Origin of the sequence: Paenibacillus allorhizosphaerae (genome assembly GCF_042659105.1) — a bacterium.
Taxonomy (GTDB): domain Bacteria; phylum Bacillota; class Bacilli; order Paenibacillales; family NBRC-103111; genus Paenibacillus_G; species Paenibacillus_G allorhizosphaerae.
Genome location: NZ_JBHSRV010000006.1, coordinates 154,781 through 172,598 on the forward strand (window position 1 = coordinate 154,781; position 17,818 = coordinate 172,598).

At 53.5% G+C, this 17,818-nt stretch carries 19 protein-coding genes and 1 riboswitch; of the genes, 3 read left to right on the forward strand and 16 right to left on the reverse strand.

Features of this window, described 5'->3' with window-relative positions:
• Positions 1 to 51: 51 nt before the first annotated feature.
• Positions 52 to 687, reverse strand: a complete 636-nt coding sequence (locus tag ACFQI7_RS22095; RefSeq protein ID WP_218101028.1) for an O-methyltransferase — start codon at positions 685 to 687, stop codon at positions 52 to 54.
• Positions 688 to 835: 148 nt separating this feature from the next.
• On the opposite strand from ACFQI7_RS22095, the gene ACFQI7_RS22100 reads away from it, so the two are divergent.
• Positions 836 to 2,002, forward strand: coding sequence for a THUMP domain-containing class I SAM-dependent RNA methyltransferase (locus ACFQI7_RS22100; protein WP_218101027.1), 1,167 nt, complete (start codon positions 836 to 838; stop codon positions 2,000 to 2,002).
• A gap of 176 nt (positions 2,003 to 2,178) precedes the next feature.
• On the opposite strand, the gene ACFQI7_RS22105 is transcribed toward ACFQI7_RS22100, so the two are convergent.
• The 12 genes from ACFQI7_RS22105 to ACFQI7_RS22160 form a co-directional block, all read right to left on the reverse strand.
• Positions 2,179 to 3,753 (reverse strand): sigma-70 family RNA polymerase sigma factor, encoded by a 1,575-nt coding sequence (locus tag ACFQI7_RS22105; RefSeq protein WP_218101026.1) that lies wholly within the window; start codon positions 3,751 to 3,753, stop codon positions 2,179 to 2,181.
• Positions 3,754 to 3,960: 207 nt separating this feature from the next.
• Complete coding sequence (locus tag ACFQI7_RS22110; RefSeq protein ID WP_218101025.1) at positions 3,961 to 4,647, reverse strand: VOC family protein; 687 nt, start codon at positions 4,645 to 4,647, stop codon at positions 3,961 to 3,963.
• A 151-nt stretch (positions 4,648 to 4,798) separates the two neighbouring features.
• Positions 4,799 to 6,238, reverse strand: coding sequence for a sulfatase family protein (locus tag ACFQI7_RS22115; protein WP_218101024.1), 1,440 nt, complete (start codon positions 6,236 to 6,238; stop codon positions 4,799 to 4,801).
• On the reverse strand, positions 6,135 to 6,515 hold the full coding sequence (locus ACFQI7_RS22120) for a hypothetical protein (RefSeq protein WP_218101023.1): 381 nt from the start codon (positions 6,513 to 6,515) through the stop codon (positions 6,135 to 6,137). Before ACFQI7_RS22120 ends, ACFQI7_RS22115 begins: the two co-directional genes overlap by 104 nt.
• Positions 6,512 to 7,477, reverse strand: coding sequence for a glycoside hydrolase family 43 protein (locus ACFQI7_RS22125; protein ID WP_218101022.1), 966 nt, complete (start codon positions 7,475 to 7,477; stop codon positions 6,512 to 6,514). The genes ACFQI7_RS22120 and ACFQI7_RS22125 overlap by 4 nt, the downstream gene beginning before the upstream one ends.
• A 169-nt stretch (positions 7,478 to 7,646) precedes the next feature.
• Positions 7,647 to 9,119: a glycoside hydrolase family 43 protein gene (locus tag ACFQI7_RS22130; RefSeq protein WP_230415327.1), complete on the reverse strand. Its 1,473-nt coding sequence runs from the start codon at positions 9,117 to 9,119 to the stop codon at positions 7,647 to 7,649.
• An 82-nt stretch (positions 9,120 to 9,201) separates the two neighbouring features.
• Positions 9,202 to 10,146, reverse strand: coding sequence for an ArsR/SmtB family transcription factor (locus tag ACFQI7_RS22135; protein ID WP_230415302.1), 945 nt, complete (start codon positions 10,144 to 10,146; stop codon positions 9,202 to 9,204).
• Positions 10,147 to 10,361: 215 nt separating this feature from the next.
• Entirely contained in the window at positions 10,362 to 11,174 is an 813-nt protein-coding gene (locus ACFQI7_RS22140) for a DUF2935 domain-containing protein (protein WP_230415300.1), read from the reverse strand.
• Positions 11,175 to 11,277: 103 nt separating this feature from the next.
• Positions 11,278 to 11,577: a hypothetical protein gene (locus tag ACFQI7_RS22145; protein ID WP_218101018.1), complete on the reverse strand. Its 300-nt coding sequence runs from the start codon at positions 11,575 to 11,577 to the stop codon at positions 11,278 to 11,280.
• A gap of 94 nt (positions 11,578 to 11,671) precedes the next feature.
• Positions 11,672 to 11,761, reverse strand: a riboswitch (cyclic di-GMP riboswitch).
• A gap of 100 nt (positions 11,762 to 11,861) precedes the next feature.
• The gene (locus ACFQI7_RS22150) at positions 11,862 to 13,058 is read right to left on the reverse strand and encodes an MDR family MFS transporter (protein WP_218101149.1); all 1,197 of its coding nucleotides are present in this window, start codon (positions 13,056 to 13,058) and stop codon (positions 11,862 to 11,864) included.
• Positions 13,059 to 13,289: 231 nt separating this feature from the next.
• A complete protein-coding gene (locus ACFQI7_RS22155; protein WP_218101017.1) occupies positions 13,290 to 13,514 on the reverse strand; it encodes a DUF1450 domain-containing protein in 225 nt (74 codons plus the stop codon).
• Between the two features lie 39 nt (positions 13,515 to 13,553).
• Positions 13,554 to 13,856, reverse strand: a complete 303-nt coding sequence (locus tag ACFQI7_RS22160) for a HesB/IscA family protein (protein WP_218101016.1) — start codon at positions 13,854 to 13,856, stop codon at positions 13,554 to 13,556.
• Between the two features lie 52 nt (positions 13,857 to 13,908).
• On the opposite strand from ACFQI7_RS22160, the gene ACFQI7_RS22165 reads away from it, so the two are divergent.
• Positions 13,909 to 14,121 carry a hypothetical protein gene (locus ACFQI7_RS22165; protein ID WP_218101015.1) on the forward strand — a complete coding sequence of 71 codons (213 nt, stop codon included), beginning with the start codon at positions 13,909 to 13,911 and terminating at the stop codon, positions 14,119 to 14,121.
• Positions 14,122 to 14,176: 55 nt separating this feature from the next.
• Positions 14,177 to 15,283: a sporulation integral membrane protein YtvI gene (gene ytvI / locus ACFQI7_RS22170; protein WP_218101014.1), complete on the forward strand. Its 1,107-nt coding sequence runs from the start codon at positions 14,177 to 14,179 to the stop codon at positions 15,281 to 15,283.
• A gap of 78 nt (positions 15,284 to 15,361) precedes the next feature.
• Here ytvI and ACFQI7_RS22175 read toward each other — a convergent pair whose 3' ends face one another.
• The 3 genes from ACFQI7_RS22175 to racE all read right to left on the reverse strand — a co-directional run bounded on the left by ACFQI7_RS22175 (position 15,362) and on the right by racE (position 17,804).
• Positions 15,362 to 15,595 carry a hypothetical protein gene (locus ACFQI7_RS22175; protein WP_218101013.1) on the reverse strand — a complete coding sequence of 78 codons (234 nt, stop codon included), beginning with the start codon at positions 15,593 to 15,595 and terminating at the stop codon, positions 15,362 to 15,364.
• Between the two features lie 239 nt (positions 15,596 to 15,834).
• Positions 15,835 to 16,881, reverse strand: coding sequence for a M14 family metallopeptidase (locus tag ACFQI7_RS22180; RefSeq protein ID WP_230415298.1), 1,047 nt, complete (start codon positions 16,879 to 16,881; stop codon positions 15,835 to 15,837).
• A 113-nt stretch (positions 16,882 to 16,994) separates the two neighbouring features.
• Positions 16,995 to 17,804 carry a glutamate racemase gene (gene racE / locus ACFQI7_RS22185; protein WP_218101011.1) on the reverse strand — a complete coding sequence of 270 codons (810 nt, stop codon included), beginning with the start codon at positions 17,802 to 17,804 and terminating at the stop codon, positions 16,995 to 16,997.
• Positions 17,805 to 17,818 lie beyond the last annotated feature (14 nt).

A 17,818-nucleotide genomic window follows, 5' to 3' on the forward strand; every position in this document is an offset into this window, starting at 1 on the left:
TCCCTTCTTTATGACATACAACAGGCTGTTTTCGGCGTGGGCCAAAACCCGTCACTTCACTCTTGCGATCGCCAGCCCGTCATATGCAGGTAAGATCACGCTTTCCAGCCGCGGATCGCGCGCGATTCGCTCGTTGAACTCCCGCATTTTGAGCACGCGGTTGCCTTGAACGTTCGGATCCATCGTTTCACCGTGCATCAGCGTGTTGTCTCCAACAATGATCGCCCCGGGGTTAGCGAGCTTGATCGCCCATTCGAGGTAATTCGGGTAGTTCCCTTTGTCCGCATCGATGAAAAACAAATCGAACGTACGCCCTTCCTGCGCAAGCGCTTCGAGGCTGTCAAGCGCCTCGCCTACGCGGTATTCCACTTTGTCGCCGAGCCCCGCCTGCTGCAAATGCCCGTGAGCCACATCGGCGTATTCCCGGATCAGCTCCAGCGACACGAGCTTGCCGTCCGCGCCCAAACCGCGGGCAAGGCAAATGCCGCTGTAGCCGCCCAGCGCCCCGATCTCCAGCACCTGCCCCGCGCCGATCATCTTCACCAGCAGCGTCAGCAATCGGCCGTAGCCTGGCGCAATGGAAATGTCCCGCATTTGGTTCGCGCGGATGCCTTCTTTCACCCGCTCCAATTGTTCATCCCGCGCAAATAAAGATTCCACATACTGCTCGCCCGTCAGCTGCTCCATCCTCCATCATCCTCCTTGCGATTTATGCGCCTGCCGGCGCTTGCGGTCGTTGTGTATTCGAGTCCAATCGCCTATACTAGGTTATTGTATGGCTTTTCCAAAAAGACTTCAACTACCGACGATTCGATGAAATGAAAGGAAATTCGTTATGCCCCAAGCTTCCCCTACGCTAGAATTGATAGCTACCGCCCCGATGGGGCTTGAAGCGGTCGTGGCTCGCGAGGTCCGCGATCTCGGTTATGGCCAGGTGACGGTCGAGAACGGCCGCGTCACCTTTATCGGCGACGCGCTGGCCATCTGCCGCGCCAATTTGTGGTTAAGAACCGCCGACCGCATCCTTGTCAAGATGGGCCAGTTCGAAGCGCGAACGTTCGACGAGCTGTTTGAAGGCACCAAAGCACTGCCGTGGCCGGACTGGATCCCAGAGGATGCCGAATTTCCGGTGGAAGGCCGTTCGCATAAATCGCAGCTGTCCAGCGTCCCCGCCTGCCAAGGCATCGTGAAGAAAGCGGTCGTGGAAAAAATGAAGCAGCGGTACGGCACCGAATGGTTCCGCGAGACGGGCGGACGCTTCGTGATCGAGGTGGCGCTGCTGAACGATGTGGCGACGCTCACGCTCGACACGACCGGCCCCGGGCTGCACAAGCGCGGCTACCGCAAGCTCGTGACGGAAGCGCCGCTGAAGGAGACGATGGCCGCCGCCCTCGTGCTGCTAAGCCGCTGGCAGCCGGAGCGGCCGCTGTACGACCCGTTCTGCGGGTCGGGCACGATTCCGATCGAGGCCGCGATGATCGGTTGGAACTTGGCGCCGGGACTGCGGCGCAGCTTCAACGCCGAAGCGTGGCCGCTCGTCCCGGAGAAGCTGTGGCAGCAAGCCCGCGAAGAAGCATTCGATCTCGTGCGCGACGACGTGCCGCTCGAGATCGCGGGGTCGGACATCGATCCGGCGGCAATCGATGTGGCCTTGGCCGCGGCCAAGGCGGCCGGGCTCGCGAAGGAGCTTCGCCTCTCGGTGCTGCCGGTGGCGAAAGCACGGCCGGCGGGCGAGTACGGCTGCATCATCACGAACCCGCCGTACGGCGAGCGGCTCGGCGATCCGAGCGACGTAGAGAAGGCGCTGCGTCAGCTCGGGTCGGTCTATGCGCTGCTGCCGACCTGGTCGAATTTTATTTTGAGCCCGAGTAAGCGGCTCGAGCATTATATGGGCCGTACCGCCGACAAGAAGCGGAAGCTGTTCAACGGGCGCATCGAATGCGCGCTGTATCAGTATTTCGCTCCCGGTGGGCTGTACGGCTGGCGCAAATCGGAGAAGTAGCCTCGCTGAAAGCCAAGTCGCCTGGCCCGATCCGCGATGTCGGGATTGCCTGGATCGCTAAACTACAGGACTTGTAACCGTCCCGACAACGAACCTCCAGCTCCGCTTGAATGAAAGCAGAGCTGGAGGTTTCTTCTTACTCTCTGTGCGCGAATGATCCGGTGTCATCCCCTTTCCTACTGCTGCTTCTTAACGACGGTATTCCGCGTGCGATCCCATCGCCACGCTGCGGACCGTCCCTGCAGATGAACGCCGCCGTACCATTCGTCGATACCGTTCACGGCGACCCAGTCTTCCTTTCCTTCCATCACGCGCTTGCCTAGCTCGGTCATCGCAACCTTGCACTGGCGAAAGGACGGTGAAGGCGTCGAATAGCTCGGGAACATTTCCTGGCCTTCGAGCTTGAGCAGCGGTGACGCGCCTTGCGACATATTCGCCAGGCTGCGCCAATATTGAAGATCGCCCATGCCGAGCCAGTGCAGCTTATTGCCTGCCTGCTCAAATAAGTCCGTCGGCCGGTCCAAGCCGCATTGTACAAGCTCCAGCGTCGTCTGCTCCACGACCCCAAGTCCGTTAAACGTGGACGGAAACCGCGATAAATGAAGCTGAAACGCGTCATGCACAAACGGCAGCGCAGTGGTATTTTCCTCGTTAATCAGCTGTGCAAGCTCCCCGGGATCGGGGGAACAATACGCTTCCCACACCGTGCTGCCCAATGCCAGCTCCGACTGTCCTATAGTCTGCCAGGTGCCCGACAAAGTCTTCAATTGGCTCACCGACAGCTGACCTAGTCCGCGAAACAGTTCGATTCCCGGAAAGGTTCCGATGCTAAGCAAGCTCAATGTCGTTTTCCCTAACGTTTGACGGGCGAACCAGTGGAGCAAATAACAGAGCATCGTCTGATCGAACAAATCGTGTTCGAACCAGAGCACCACTTCTTTATATTTTCCGAATTCGTTCAATTCCTTTTCTTGCGCTTCGCTGAGGCGAATGTACTCCGTAGTTGGAATACCCATCGCTTTTTCCAAGTAGCTCGCCCGAGCCTGCCGTTCTGCAGGCCGTACCGGACCTGCTGTCACGGGTCCTTCCGGGTATATTTCTCTCCATACCAGAATGTCGCCTTGGACGACGCCTTGCCGCAGCTTCTCTGCGACGGAATCGCCATTGACAATATGAAGCATCGCGTGCTCTCCTCCTTCGTACAAATCATGAAACACCGAGACAACATCGGCGACGGGCAGCATTCCTTTCAGCTTCTTGCGGGCATCGTGCAGCCTTTTCTTCAACACAGGAACACTAGTTCCCACATAATCCGAAATCTCCCGAAGGGAATAGCCGTGAAAATAAAATAGCTGAACGGCGATCCGCAGGTTAGAGGACAAATGCGCGATGGAGTCATGAAGCAAGCTTTGCATTTCTTTTCGTTCGGCGATGTCCGATACGCTGGGCTGCGATCCGGCATTGTTGTCCATTTCATACAGCGGTGCCGTCAAGTACCGCTTCTTGCGGATGAGCCTGTTGCATTGGCGAATCACGATGGCTTTGAACCACCCCGGAAACGCCTCCGGCTCCCGAAGCTTACGCAAATGAACGAACGCTTCCGCGAACGCCTCCTGTACCGCGTCCTCGGCCAAATGTGCATCACGCAGCTTATCATAAGCCACGGCGTAGGCCATTGCCGAAAATTGCCGCACGAGATGCTCAAACGCTTCCCGGTCTCCCTTCCTTGCCTCTTCTATCCATTGCAGCACGTTGTCTCAGTTCCTTTCTGTCTTGCTGTATAGAAGTGCCGTTATCGTTCCAAAAGGTTACCCGCTCGTTCAAACGATTTCGCAAGAACTTCATGGTTTCCAACTCTTTCATGCTTTTTATAATAATGCTTCATGCCAATCGGACGCAAAAAAAAAGCGGACCCGGCTTGTTTTAACCCGGCTTCCGCTTTGCTGAGGTTACGAATTTTACATGACGATGATTTCCGCCCGTTTTTCGGGATGAAGCATATTATGCTGATCCAATACCCACAGCAGCCGGTCTGCGCTTTCCGGCAGGCGGGAACGGAACGTCTCCCACTCGTTAAGCACGATACGACCAGGCAGCCGGCTGCTGCTTAGCAGGGTCGCGGAAACGGCTTCCCAGTCGGCAACAGGCTCCTTGGACCCGATTTTCCGTTTTAACAGCGTGAATAAAGCTTCCTCATGTTCCGCCTTTTGCAGCGGCACAAAAATCCGGTAATCATCGTTCACATCAAAGAAATTTCCGTCCGGATCGTAAAATTGGAAGTTGATTCCACATTCGTCGCGGTCTGTCAGTTCCGATACCCGAACATCGCTTGCGGCCAGCCGGCCGTGCAAATCCTCGATGTTTTTCACCTTGAAACACCACGCCGCCTGCGGCTGGCCGCCATCCTGCTTATAGTAATTGACGGTCGATTCGATGTCCGTCTGTACCAAAAACAATCCCATGCCCGGCATCGACAGCATGGCGTGACTTCCCGGCTCAACAAGCGTCACCTTCATTCCCAGCACGCGGTTGTACCATTCGGAAGCTTTCGCTACGTCTCGGGTCGGAATATAGACGCAGGCCAGCCCCGCCCATTCGAACGGTTTGGTTTGGGGTTCGTTACCGGTTTTCCACTGTAAGCTCACCGTTACACCTCCTGAAAGTTCGGAATACATATGTTAAATTCTTCAAAAAATTCCTTTTTTCCTTCCATTGAATTAGAAATGTGCTGCAGAAAAGGCTGTCGCCGCCCGTTGCTGGCACGGGAGCTCCAGCCTTTCGTTTACTCATGCTCTATTACCACGGCGCCAATCGTTCCGGCAGCGGGTCGACGGTCTGGGCCATACGGTGGCATAAGCGCTCCATCATGCGGAGCTTTTGCGGCACATGCTCGGGCGAGTTCCACAAATTGACGGTTTCGCCGGGATCCGCTGCAAGATCGTACAGCTCGCCTTCGTGCCGCGTATGGTAGACGATGATTTTATACGTCGAATCCCGCACCATGATGCTGTATCCGGGCGCAAATTTGCCTCGCATCGTTTCATAGGCTTCACAGTATACGTCGTCCCGGTGCGTGTCGGTCTCGCCTTTCAAGAGCCGCATGAGCGACCTTCCCTGTATGCCGGGGCGAGGTTCGAGTCCTGCCCCCTCCAGAAGCGTCGGCGCGAGATCGACGAGCTCCACGAGAGCGGGAACGCGTATTCCTTCTTTGAATTGTCCCGGCCAGGAGAGGATCAAAGGTACATGAACGGAAGGTTCGTAAAAATGAGGCCCTTTCAAGTAGATGCCGTGATCGCCGAGCAGCTCCCCGTGATCGGACATGAAGATGACGATCGTGTTATCCGATTGGCCGGTGCGCTCCAAAGCATCGAGCATTTTCCCGACCTGCTCGTCAATCAGGCCTACCATAGCCCAATAAGCTGCGGTCAAATAGCGGTGATCGGAATCCTTCATACGGCTGAACGGATATAGATTCGGATTGCCATATGCTCCCTGATGATCTTTGCGCTGAAACTCGGTTTTCGTATCCAATTCCCCTTCGGTATACTTGGGAAGCGGAATTTCGTCCAGCTTATCGAGATACTTTCGCAAATGGCTTTCCGGCGGATCAAACGGATGATGCGGCGCAAAGATATTAACCGAAAACAGCCACGGCTGCGGCTTCCCCTCATGCGCTTCGATGAACTGAATCGCCTTCTCGGCGCACCACGCCGCCTGATGGTCCTCGGCATCCGGACCGTGAACGACGTATTCGCATCCGTCTATAGGCCTTGGCGCGAACGCTTTTCCTTTGGCCCGGAGCCATTGGCTGTATTCGTTCGTCGGCCAGTCTTCCCCCGGATGATGAGACCAATGGAACATATCGTAGCCGTCGTCGATCCGGCGCTCCGAGCCGTGGCATACTTTTGGAAAACAAGTGCTCAAGTGCAGTTTGCCGGACAGCCCGCACGTATATCCCGCATCATGCAAAATTTTGGTCACCAGCACTTCCCGATCCGGAATGTTTTGCCCGTTCTTGCGCAAACCGACGGTTCGCGGATAACGTCCCGTCAAAAAGCTCCCCCGGCTTGGCGCGCATACCGTTGAGTTGCAATACGCGTTCTCAAACAGCACTCCTCTTGTTGCCAGACGGTCAATATTCGGCGTGCTGACATACGGATTGCCATAGCACTGCAAAGTGTCGAACCGCTGCTGGTCCGTGCAAATCCATAAAATGTTCGGCCTGCTGCTGCTCATATGTGCCCTCCCAAAGATAGATTTCGTTCAAGTAAGACGGGTTACTTTTTGCTTGTTTAAAAGCGTCAATCGCTTGATTCACTCGTTCTTCCGCTTCTCGAAGCGCCGTATTGATGGTAACCGGCTCCAACGCGCTCATATTCATTTGATGCTTGCACATGGACAGCGTAACCGGTTCGGTTGAAACGGCCGGATTGTCTTTCGCAGATCGCCTTGCTTGCCTGCATCCGGAGACCGCTGCATCCGGGTAAGTGGTAGGCTTCGACAGTTCGTTCATCGGTGTTCCACCATTGCGCCGCTTGGCTTCTGCAGCGGGGTCCCGGGGGAGACCGGCTCGCCAAAAACGGGCCTGCCGTCCGCCGTCCAATCGAACCGCTGCGCTCTTACATTGCGCTTCCAGCCTGCTCCTTGGTGCTTGGCCGCATGGTACACGATCCAATGCTCGCTGCCGTCCGGGGAACGGGCAAACGAGCAGTGGCCAGGACCGAACACATCCGATGTCCGCCGGAATACGGGCTCGGGCCATTTGCTCCAGGATGCCGGATCCAACACGTCCGTGTCTTTGCGCGCAGACAACAAGCCTAAGCAGTAATCGTCCGTCCAGCTGCCGCTGGCGGAATAGACGATATGGATGCGATCTTCATGCAACAGCACCTGCGGACCTTCGAGTACCTTCGGATCGCCGATCGTTTCCCAATCGTATTCGGGACAAGCGATTTCCACCCGTTCCCCTTCAATTGTCCAAGGATTGCTCATTCGGGCAATGTACAGCTTTTGACTGACATTTACGTCGCCTTCCCAACCGGACCATATGAAATAGAGCGAGCCGTCTTCCTTTTGCAATACCGTCCCGTCGATCGCCCACTTGTTCGTGCGATCTCCGATGTTCCCTTTGACACGGTAAGGTCCGAACGGGTCTTCGCCTTCCGACTCCAGCACGTACATCCGGTGATTTTCGTTTTTTCCGTCGTCCGCCGCAAAATAGATGTACCACTTCCCCTGCAGCGCATGCAGCTCCGGCGCCCATATGCTTCTGCTCATCGGACCTTCCTGAGGCGGCGTCCACACGACCCGCCGTTCCGCGGTGCCGATCGCTTCGATGGAATGCGTCTGCCACACCGAAATATCTTTTCCCGTCGTTTGCGTGTAGTAATACGTTCCGTCCTTGAATATCATCCAAGGGTCCGCTCCGCCATCTTTGATCGGATTGGCAAATGTGCCCATGTCCTTCTCCTTCATGACAACTGCCTCCCACCGGTAATTTTTTATGCCTCGTGAGCTTGATTGCAGCGATATATACGGGGTGTAATCGTTTATGACTTGATCTCGTCTATAAAAATTTTATCGTTTCCCGTTATTGCACATCAATCATTTTTTTCAATTATTATCGCACTAAAACAACTTATTTTTATTTTCCCATAACGATAATCTCAGACATTCCGGTTTCCGTACCGTCCAGCAGCGTTTGATCGATGATCAGCTTGATGGTGTTCACCTTTTTCCTGTCGACGGTAACGATCGCGGCAGCACCGGGTTCTTTGGGAAACGTGACCGGGATGGGCGATTTGTCATGATCTACGTATAATTTTCCCGACATCAGGCCTCTGCGCACTTCCGAACTGTCATACAGCAGCACATCGGAAATTTCCTTAGCTTTGCTCCATTCCAGCATGACCCAAGCGCCGTCCGTCTCCCCTTCGGTTACCCATTCGCCCGTTCCGTCCTTGACCGCCATCGCATACATGCCGTCTTTGATGTTATCGGCCGGAAACGCCTTCTTCCCGGAGCTGGCCGTTACCCTCGCCTCCGCCGCGATATTGCTCCAATCCGTCGTACCGGACGGCATCGGCTGCTTCGTCATCGTCGGTCCGTTCACATATAACGTCCCGTCTGGCCCGAATCCCATTCGGTCCATGTTCATTTGCCTCGGCGCCCCGCCTTTGGCCGGATCGATATGCGAATGGTAGACGATGAACCATTCTTTCCCGTCAGGCGAAGTCGTTACGCTATGATGTCCCGTGCCCGACACTTCTTTATAAGACGCGCTTAAAATCGGGTTATTCGCATACTTCGTAAAAGGACCCGTCGCCTGCCTGGACGTGGCATAACCGACGGCGTACGCTTTACCGCAATAGCAATTGGCCGAATACATCAAATAATACGTCCCGTTTCGTTTGAGGACGTAGCTTCCTTCGTTCCAACGCATTTTGCCGCTCTGGACCTCCCAGGACTGCTCCGGTTTCAACAGCAGCTTCGGCTCCCCTTTGACCGAAAGCAGATCAGATGCGAGTTCCGCCACATAAATATGGCTCTCTTTGCGGTCTCCGACATCGAAGAGCGTTTTCGTGAAATACATAAAGATTTTGCCGTCATCGTCCTTGAAAATGAACGGATCGATGGTGCCGAATCCAAAGTCGAACAGCGGCTTCTCGGAAGGATGCTTGAACGGCCTTTTCGGGGAATCGCTAACCGCAACCGATAATTTGGGGATGCCGTCCGAAGCGGCTGCCGAAAAAAACATATAATACTTGCCGTCCCGTTCGATCACCTCCGGCGCCCAAAACTTCGTGCTCGCCCATTTCAGCTCCTTGCCGCTAAGGGCAACGCCTTCCTTATTCCAGTGGACAAGATCGCGCGAGGAATACGCCTCGAACTTGCTGCCGCCGGTCGGATAAGCATAATACGTTCCGTCCGAAGCCTTTAAAATGCTTGGGTCCGGCGCGTTTTTGAGCAGCGGATTTTGATAATAAGCCGGCGCTGGCGATCCCTTGACCTCCTGAACGGGCGGAGCAGGCTCCGTCAAGCTGCAGCCTCCCATCCATAAGAGCGGAATGGACACAATGACACTAAACAAGCGGCTTGCCCTAGCTTTTGCAGTCATGTTCACCCTGAACCCCACCATTCAACAATATTCGTTTAATTTCAACAAATGTTAAACTAATAAAGTGAAAAAAACCTAATCCTCACGAGGAATAGGACTCTCTTTTTTTCGGTTCATAATCCATGCGAAGCAAAATATCTTGATCGTAGTTGCCGAATCTGCGGCCGAACAAATTGATTCCCCCTTGATTGACCGCGTCCGGCTTAATCCCGATGCATAAGGAGAAAGAATGCTTCCCGTCGATGTCCAAATCGCCCACCGTAAGGTTCGATACCTGGCTGCCGTCGATGAACGTGCCTTCCGTCGTGACTTTCCACTTCTTCAACACGCCGTACTGCGTTACGTGCGTCTCCCACCAAGCCGGAGTCAAGAGGCCCCGCTCCCCGCCGAAATCGCCCGGACTCATCCAGGTGCCGAGCTCGATCCCGTTAATCCATACCGTTATATCGGAAGGATAATCTTTGTTGTGCAGCGGCGCTTCCGAGCACAGCTCCATGGACACCTCAATTCCGGTGAGCCGGCTGTTGAAAGGGATTTTGTTCGGGAACCGGTACTCCACAAAACCTTGCCGGAACCATAAGATTTGCGCGTTCACTTTGTCCGGCTCGTAAAAGCTCCGCGGATCGTCGTAAAAACCGATCAGTCCCGTTTCGGAAGCAAGACCGCAGGTCGGGATAATATCGCAGTCGACGTAGTGGCCGATCGGCATGCTAATATATTGATAATTCGCCGGGTCCACTTTTTCCGTTTTCCCGAAATCGACAATCATGCGGTCGTACAGCGCCGAGCATACTTTTTGCGACCCGCGGATGCCCGGGATCAATTCCGTGCGGATCAGCTTCGCCTCCTCCAGCTTTTTCACATTGACTGTCGCGGTGGAAGCCGGTAAATCAAACATTTCGGCAATTTCGTTGACGTTAATCCTTTTTTTCTGTATCGCTTTAAAAATTTCAATGCGCAGCTCGGAAGAGAGCGCTTTTGCAATTTCAGCCAATTCATCGATGTTGACAGACAATACTTGTGACATGTAGGGCAGTCCCTTCCAGTTTCTATACATTCGTTCTTATAGTAATCATATAATTTATGAATACATGAAGTAAAGACAATACTTTTACCGTGATATACGCGCATGAAAAAAAACGCTGCTGTGAACAGTACCCCAATTGTTAGACACACCTTAGCAATTGGAGGTGCAGTTCACTGCAGCAGTCGGCTTTTTCGCTTCTTGAATCGTTTCAAAATTTATTCCGTACGCGGCTTTGTCGGGTCGCAATTCGGCGAGTTCAGCTCCGTGACCTGCGACAGCTTCGTTAAATAGTAGCATTCTTCCCGGGCCATGTGGTCCGCCATCAGCGGCGTCAGCGTACCGAGCGCTTCCCGCGTCAAACGGAGCTCTTCCAGCTCCCGTAAAAATTGCTGGAACAAAGCCATCTCCAGCTCCACTTCCTTATTGAAACGGGACAGCGCAGGAAACTTGCGAATATTCGCTCTCATATAGCCGGCGAGCTCGACCGCCTTCACATAAAATTCGCGAAATTCGCGGTCAAACGTCCGAGCCGTCTTCATAAGCCGGCTTTCCGCCATATCGAGCTCGCCCGCAATCGAAGCGGCATGGCCGAAAGCGTCCTGGAGCCACAGCAAATGATGATGAATATCCTCGTAGACGGGCGCCGGCTGCCCGGATAGCAAGCTTCCCAACACCCGCATGTATTCTTCTAGTTCATTTACCATATGGCTGAGAAACGACGGTGACAGATGAAGCCTGATCTTACCTGTCAAATGACGGTGCAGCAGATAAAGCTTGAACGCTCGGAGCTGCTGCGTCCATGAAGCCGCATCGCGCGTAAGCTCGCTTACTTTCTCGACCTGTTCCTCTTCCCGCACCCGCATCAGCAACTGATCGAACGCTTGAACGAAGCTGCCGGCCCGCGCGATTTCTTCCCGTTCCTCCGGTGAAAGCCCGTCTTTGATAAAACGGGAATGATCCCCCAATATTTGCAGCCAAAACCGGTGCTCGAACAGAGCGGATTGCACGAAATCGGGATGGTAGGTCACGAATGATCCCTCCTTGTTTGGCGATTCCCCATACTTTGACAAAAGCATCGTATGCACAGGAGCCCAAACAGGTGCCTACTCCATCCACGATTTCCATTCAAGTTTAGGCGTTGCGGACGGCCATCGTCCGGCAACCCAAATAGTCGTACAGCGACATAAACACGTTGCTGTCCGCTTCGCACCGTAAGGAAAGCTTCACTTCGCCGCACCAATAAAAATTAATGATGTGCTGATGACGTCCCGCTACCATTTCCACATCCCAGCATGACGACATGAGCTCATACACTTCGCGGTTAATGAACAGCTTCGGCCCTTCGGATGACGAGTACACACCGATCAAATCGGAGCCGATCTTCGTGTAAAAGCCTTTCCGGGTCATAATATTCCAGCCCTTTTCCGACATCCTTGTCAAACGCTCCTCTCTGAAACAAAAAAGACTCTTCCGTCGCAGGACTGCAGTAACGGGAGTCCGTCTATGGTTACGTCATCACCGTTCCTTCGACAACTGGCTGGCATGGCTTCAATCATCGCTTTAGCCCCTGTAGTTTTGCGTCCTCGGACTTTCGTCCGGGTTGCCCTTATCGAGACCGAAATCGAAATTTGTCTCATTATGATTCTTCTTACATATAAAGAATAAAAGATTAGACCTAGGGATAACATGATCCTTTATTCTCATTTCAACCGAATTTAACAGGTCTTTCGAACTATTTCATGGAGACGGTGGCCTTTCCAGTAAAAGAAAGTACCGAATACGGTCACGACGGCAAGCAAGAAAAACAGCCGGTTTCCGCCCCAATTCGACAAAAGGTAGCCGCCGATCAGCGGTCCGATAAAGTGCCCGATATTAGAAAATGATTGCGCACCGAAATAAGTCCCCCGCATCCCTTCAGGCGCGAGCCGGTCGATCAACACGTTCGCCGCCGGATAATTTAAGATCTCGCCGAGCGTAAACAGAAACATCGAAATCATGAAAGCCGTCCAACTGTGCGACAGAGCGTACCCGATATCGCCGAGCGCGAACATGACGTTTCCTGTTACGATCGCAACGATCGGCGCTCTGCGTTCCGACCACCTGGAGATCGGCGCCTGCAGCAGCACGACGATAACGGCGTTCAAACTCATAAGCAGCGCGAACAGGGCTGCTCCTTTCGCCACGCTTTGCTCTACGTATTGCGACAGCGTGACCGTCATCTGCGAGTAGCCGATTGCCCCGATGATCCCCCCACCAATGTACAAGCGGAATACGCGATCGCTGACGATAATCCGCCACGCCGAACGGACCGTCACGTTCTTGCGCTGTTCGCCTTCAATCGTGCGTATCCCGAATTTACGAAGGAAAGTGTACAATATCGCCGAATAGATGAAATAAATAAAGCCGGTCACGAGAAACGGGAGCCATGCTTCGAACACGCCTACATAGGCGCCGAGCAGCGGGCCTACGGCTACCCCGACATTAATAGCGATATAGCGCATCGAAAATACTTTGAGCCGCTTTTCCTTTTCCGTCACATCCGCCATGAGCGCCTGGGATACCGGTTCATAGAGCGATCGGCATAGCCCGTTCAGCATATTGAGCAGCATGAACGCCAACGTCGCCTTCGCAAAAGCAAATCCGGTGAACACAACGACCCAGCCGAGCAATGCGGTCATCATGATCGCTTTGCGCCCTACCCGGTCCGACAAGGCGCCGCCCACGAATCCGCCAACCGTACCCGCCAGCGAGCCGAGCCCGATAAACGCGCCGATCAGCAGCGGACTTAATTGGGATTCGCGGGACAAATAGATCGCAAGGAAGGGCATGCTCATCGATGAGGCCATCCGGGCCATAACCGTACCGACCAACAGCAGATGAACGATCGGATGGTATTGCTTCAGAAACGGCATCAGACGTCCGGAGCCGTAATTTCTAAGTTGTGCCAGCACGGAGCAAATCCCCTTATTATACCAATGGTTAATTAAATAGAATTATATTATACAAGATGAAACCGCTCTTGCCCATAGATGGATGCAATATTGCCTCCGCTTCGTTTCAACCATTTTGATCCACACAAAAACAGGACTGTTTGACCCCTATTCGGGTCAAACAGTCCTGCACGGCCGGCAAACCGGTATTGGTTATTTTTTTACGTATTTCTGCACTTTCTCGATGACTTCATCTTCCGTCGGTGCGGTGACATACCGTCCGTTAATAAAGATGAATGCGAATCGCGAGCACGGACCGCAGTACGATTTGCAGCCGACTTTGATCTCGGCGTCGGGCGCCATCTTTTGCAGCTTAGGCAGCGTCGTTTTCATTTTCATGTGCTTGCACTTGTCGCAAACACGAATATCGTTGGCCATGCGTATGTTCCTTTCCTTGAAGAGCTAGCCGATCGGCTCTTAGTGGTCGCCGTGGTTGCCCTTGCTCGGATTGGTAATCGCAAAGCCTTCTTCCGGGACATAAAAATAATCGATGCGGATGCCGTCAAGCAGCGGTTGATCCTTCTCCAGAATGACATCGATGTTTTTATCGGTCGATACGATCTCATCTTTGTCCGTCGGCGTGTCGAGACTCATCCCATAGTGGGCATGATCTCCATGCTGATGCGTAATATAGACGCGGAGTTTGAGAGACTTGTCCTCTTCTTGCTCCAGCTCTTCCAAAATTTTTTTTGCCGCATTGCGCGAAATTTTACAGTTCATCGGGTACATCTCCTACCGCTTGTGTTTTAATCCATTGTATAGAAAGCTGCGCATGAAAGCAATACCTGATGCCGCTCTGCTGCGGCGGAGCTTGTTGCTATCGGGCTCTCAATCCTATAAAATGGAAGGTACGAGCCGCACGGCTGGCCACTGCAAGAAACCGGCGTCCGTTATCGGAACGCTTGACCGACACGCCCGCTTCAGCGGGTATGCGCCTTCTCCTGCAATGAGACAGGCCCTGTCCAGAGCGTTCATGCTGCAATAAATCAAACTGAGGGTGCCTTCAAGGTGCTCCGGTACTAAGATGCCGAGGTGGAAGGATGCTCTCCTTTTATAAAAAATATTACAAAACGATCTTCGATATCGCGCTGCTCGTTGTGACGGTATATCTGTTCATGTTTTTATTCAGTCACCTGTACCGGATCGCGACGCCGATCTTCTGGGCGTTCATCATCTATATGATTATCGAGCCGCTTGCCCGTTTCCTGCACCGGAGGGGGCTGAAAAAATCGATCGCCTCGGCAGTCGCTACGATTGTGTTCATTCTAGTCATCCTTGGCCTCATTACGGGAGCGGGCGCCATCTTTACGACGCAAATTATCAGCTTGAAGGATAAGCTGCCGGATTATGCCGCCGTGCTCGAAAAGCAGATCGTGCAGCGTACCGACCAGTTGAACGACCGGTTCGGTTCACTGCCTACACAGCTGGAGCTGCTGGACAAGCTCAAAGAATATTCGGCCGAAATTACCAAGAAAGCGACGGAAATCGTCCGCGACTTCCTGACAGCTACCTTCAATGCAATCACGTCCATCTCGACCATCGTCGTTAACTTTGTCATCGGCGTTGTGCTCGCTTACTTCCTCAGCGCCGAGATCGAATCATGGAAGAAGACGGCGAACGAGAAGACGCCCCGTACGTTCAAAACCGCGTTTCAGTTTTTACGCGAGAACGTTTTGGCCGGTATCGTCACGTACGTAAAAGCGCAAGCGAAGCTGATCAGTTTGACGTTCGTCGTCGTCTTCATCGCGCTGCTCGCGCTCGACGTGAAAAACGCGTTCTCGATCGCCCTGCTGTCAGCGGTGTTCGATGTGCTTCCACTGCTAGGCGTCTCGACGCTGTTTATTCCATGGATCATTTACTTGCTCATCGTCGGGCAAACGGCGCTCGCCATTTGGCTTGCCGTCCTGCTGGCTGTAGTCGTCACCGTCAGACAAATATTGGAGCCCAAAATTACGGGAGATTCGCTGGGCGTATCCGCATTTACGATGCTGTCGTTCATGATTATCTCTTTATCGCTGTTCGGCGTTGCGGGATTGATTCTATCCCCTATTTTGATCATTTTAATCAAAGCGCTGTACGAGCAAGGCTACTTGAAAAAATGGATTCGCATGCCGGCAGAGGAATACGAACCGGAACGAACGATATAAATTGTAAAAAGGACCTGCACGGTGGATTGTTCAACCGTCAGGTCCTTTTGCTTATGGTTGTTGCGGCACCATGGCCGGTCAAGCGCCGTACTTTCGCTCCGCCCGGCTCGTAAACCAGTTCATCAGCAGCAGCGTGACGGCCACATCGTCAATCGGCAAATAGGGCAGCACATCCGGCATAACAATGTATACGAGCGCCGGAACGGCAAACAAAAGCTTCTCCCCCAGCGGCACCTTCGGCGAACGCAAGAGCGGTACAATTCGGCTGAAAACGTGACCCCAGCGGCGCAGCGACAACAAGCGATACCACATAACGCCTCGCTTCCCTTCCATCCGTTATAGTAACAGCTTGATTACAGCTTATTCGTATTATACTATGACATCTTGAAATACGAAAACCGGCTAACATGAATGTGATCCGGGGGTATCGAGCGATGGAGTGATGGAACGATATGCGAAATGTCGCTTATCGTAAGATCAAAGCAGATAACAAAAAAGCGGTATCCTCCGGGAGAAATCCCCGAAGAACCGCCGCCTTTATCGTTCCCGCTTTATATTTGAAGTCCTTCCAACAGCAAGCCGATCATATCTTCGTAGATGGCATCGAACTGCTCGATCGGGAGCGGGTTGACCCCGATGCCGGCCTCGACCGTAAAGCCATAACGCCGGTACTCCTGAATGAACCAGTCCTTGTACCCCGCGTCGCTGCAGAACAACTTGACCGGCCGGTAGCCGCTTGCTTCGCCTAATCGGATTGCAGCCTTTTCCGCCCCTTCCGGTTCCATGTCCCGGTAGTTCCAGTAAATTTCCTGCCCCTGCGTATGGAGGGCCATCACCAGATGAAAGTCCCGGCTGCGGGTAAAAGCTTCCATCGCTTGCGCTTCCGGCTCCGTTAGCGGCGCTTCTCCCGTGTAATCCCGCGGACCCGGGCCTGGAACATCCCGGCGGTCGCGTTCCGCATCCCAGAATGCGGGAAACTGGTCATTCAAGTCCACCCCGCGAACATTGGCTTTCCATCCGGAAAAATCTCGGCTCCCCCTGTTCCAATGCAGCAGACGCTCATAGAGTGCTTCATCCGCACAAAGCGTCCCATGCACCAATTCCACACCGTCAGGGTTTACCATGGGTACGACGAATAACGAGACGTGCCCGAAAAGCTCTTTCACATTGCATGTTCGAAGTTGACCTGAATTACAGCACGCGTTGGCGCAATCTTCCACAAACTTGACGAGCAGCAAGCTCGTGATCCATTCATTGGCGTGAAACGCCCCGTTGTAATGCACTTCCTTCGTCCCCGATCCGATCCGGACCACAGGAATCGTCCTTCCCAGTGTACTGTAACCGATCGAGCCGATTTGCAGGAAAGGATATGCGGTGCCCAAGGCCGCCAAATCCCTCGTCAAGTCGCAGTATCCGTACGCCTTGGTCGTATCGATAATGGAAGCATGAGGGCCTGCCGGGATCATGACGGTTTGTCCGATACGTAGCCTTCGCGGATCTATGCCGGGGTTAGCCGTCATAAGATCCGCAATGGATATGCCGAAGCGACCTGCAAGTTGTGCGAAGCTGTCTCCTGCTTGAATAGGGTAACGGTTCATGACAACCCTCCCGAACATATTCGCTGCAGGGAACCTAAACGCGATAGATCAACCGGCTGCAGCAAGCACCTTGGGCTTATGCCCTCAGGTGTGCTTATGTGTATGCCGGACCATTATATAATATTCGGGACTTGCCAGACGACCGGTGTTACTTTAATTTGCTCGTTTAACCATGTTTGCGCAATCGATTTGAACAGGCGCGGGTCGCCGCTGCAAAAAAACTGATGCACTGGCACTGCGTTTGAGGTAGCCAGCATGCCTTTATGGTACAAAATCGTACTGATTTCCCTTGCCGTCTCGTCCGCCGAGCTGATCAGCGTCACATGCGATCCCATCACCGATCCGATAATATCGGCCAGGAACGGATAATGCGTGCAGCCCAATATTAAAGAATCGATCGGATAATTTCGCAGCTCCGACAGCGATTCTTCCACGACTCTTGTTGTCTCATCCGTGCGGAACATCCCGCGTTCCACAAGCGGCACAAAGGACGGGCAGGCAAGGCTGACGACCTGAATTTGCGGGGAGATTTGGCGCAATGCCATTTCATATGCACTGCTCTTGATCGTCCCTTCGGTCCCGATGACACCGATCTGCTGATTTCTTGTCGACTTGATCGCCGCTCTCGCTCCGGGATGAATGACCCCGACCACCGGGATGGTGAGCCTGGCCCGGATTTCTTCGATCGCGATGGCCGTAGCCGTGTTGCAGGCGATTACGATCATTTTCGGATGAAATTGCAGCAAGTAATCTACGATTTGATGGGTGAAACGGGAAATTTCCTCAGCCGGTCTAGGCCCGTACGGCGTCCGCGCTGTATCGCCGAAATATATGATTTTTTCCTGCGGCAGTTGTCTCATGACCTCTTTGGCCACGGTCAATCCGCCGACTCCTGAATCCAGTATGGCAATGGCTTGCTGCACGACATATTCGCTTC

Excerpts from the sequence above, each read along its gene's own strand:
- ACFQI7_RS22125 (WP_218101022.1), bottom strand. The coding sequence starts at position 7,477 with ATGAAGGAGAAGGACATGGGCACATTTGCCAATCCGATCAAAGATGGC.
- ACFQI7_RS22165 (WP_218101015.1), top strand. The coding sequence starts at position 13,909 with ATGAAAGCAATACCTGATGCCGCTCTGCTGCGGCGGAGCTTGTTGCTA.
- ACFQI7_RS22145 (WP_218101018.1), bottom strand. The coding sequence starts at position 11,577 with ATGTCGGAAAAGGGCTGGAATATTATGACCCGGAAAGGCTTTTACACG.
- ACFQI7_RS22160 (WP_218101016.1), bottom strand. The coding sequence starts at position 13,856 with ATGAACTGTAAAATTTCGCGCAATGCGGCAAAAAAAATTTTGGAAGAG.
- ACFQI7_RS22095 (WP_218101028.1), bottom strand. The coding sequence starts at position 687 with ATGGAGCAGCTGACGGGCGAGCAGTATGTGGAATCTTTATTTGCGCGG.
- ACFQI7_RS22150 (WP_218101149.1), bottom strand. The coding sequence starts at position 13,058 with ATGCCGTTTCTGAAGCAATACCATCCGATCGTTCATCTGCTGTTGGTC.
- ACFQI7_RS22130 (WP_230415327.1), bottom strand. The coding sequence starts at position 9,119 with ATGACTGCAAAAGCTAGGGCAAGCCGCTTGTTTAGTGTCATTGTGTCC.
- ACFQI7_RS22155 (WP_218101017.1), bottom strand. The coding sequence starts at position 13,514 with ATGGCCAACGATATTCGTGTTTGCGACAAGTGCAAGCACATGAAAATG.
- ACFQI7_RS22180 (WP_230415298.1), bottom strand. The coding sequence starts at position 16,881 with ATGAACCGTTACCCTATTCAAGCAGGAGACAGCTTCGCACAACTTGCA.
- ACFQI7_RS22100 (WP_218101027.1), top strand. The coding sequence starts at position 836 with ATGCCCCAAGCTTCCCCTACGCTAGAATTGATAGCTACCGCCCCGATG.
- ytvI (WP_218101014.1), top strand. The coding sequence starts at position 14,177 with ATGCTCTCCTTTTATAAAAAATATTACAAAACGATCTTCGATATCGCG.
- ACFQI7_RS22135 (WP_230415302.1), bottom strand. The coding sequence starts at position 10,146 with ATGTCACAAGTATTGTCTGTCAACATCGATGAATTGGCTGAAATTGCA.
- ACFQI7_RS22120 (WP_218101023.1), bottom strand. The coding sequence starts at position 6,515 with ATGAACGAACTGTCGAAGCCTACCACTTACCCGGATGCAGCGGTCTCC.
- ACFQI7_RS22175 (WP_218101013.1), bottom strand. The coding sequence starts at position 15,595 with ATGTGGTATCGCTTGTTGTCGCTGCGCCGCTGGGGTCACGTTTTCAGC.
- ACFQI7_RS22115 (WP_218101024.1), bottom strand. The coding sequence starts at position 6,238 with ATGAGCAGCAGCAGGCCGAACATTTTATGGATTTGCACGGACCAGCAG.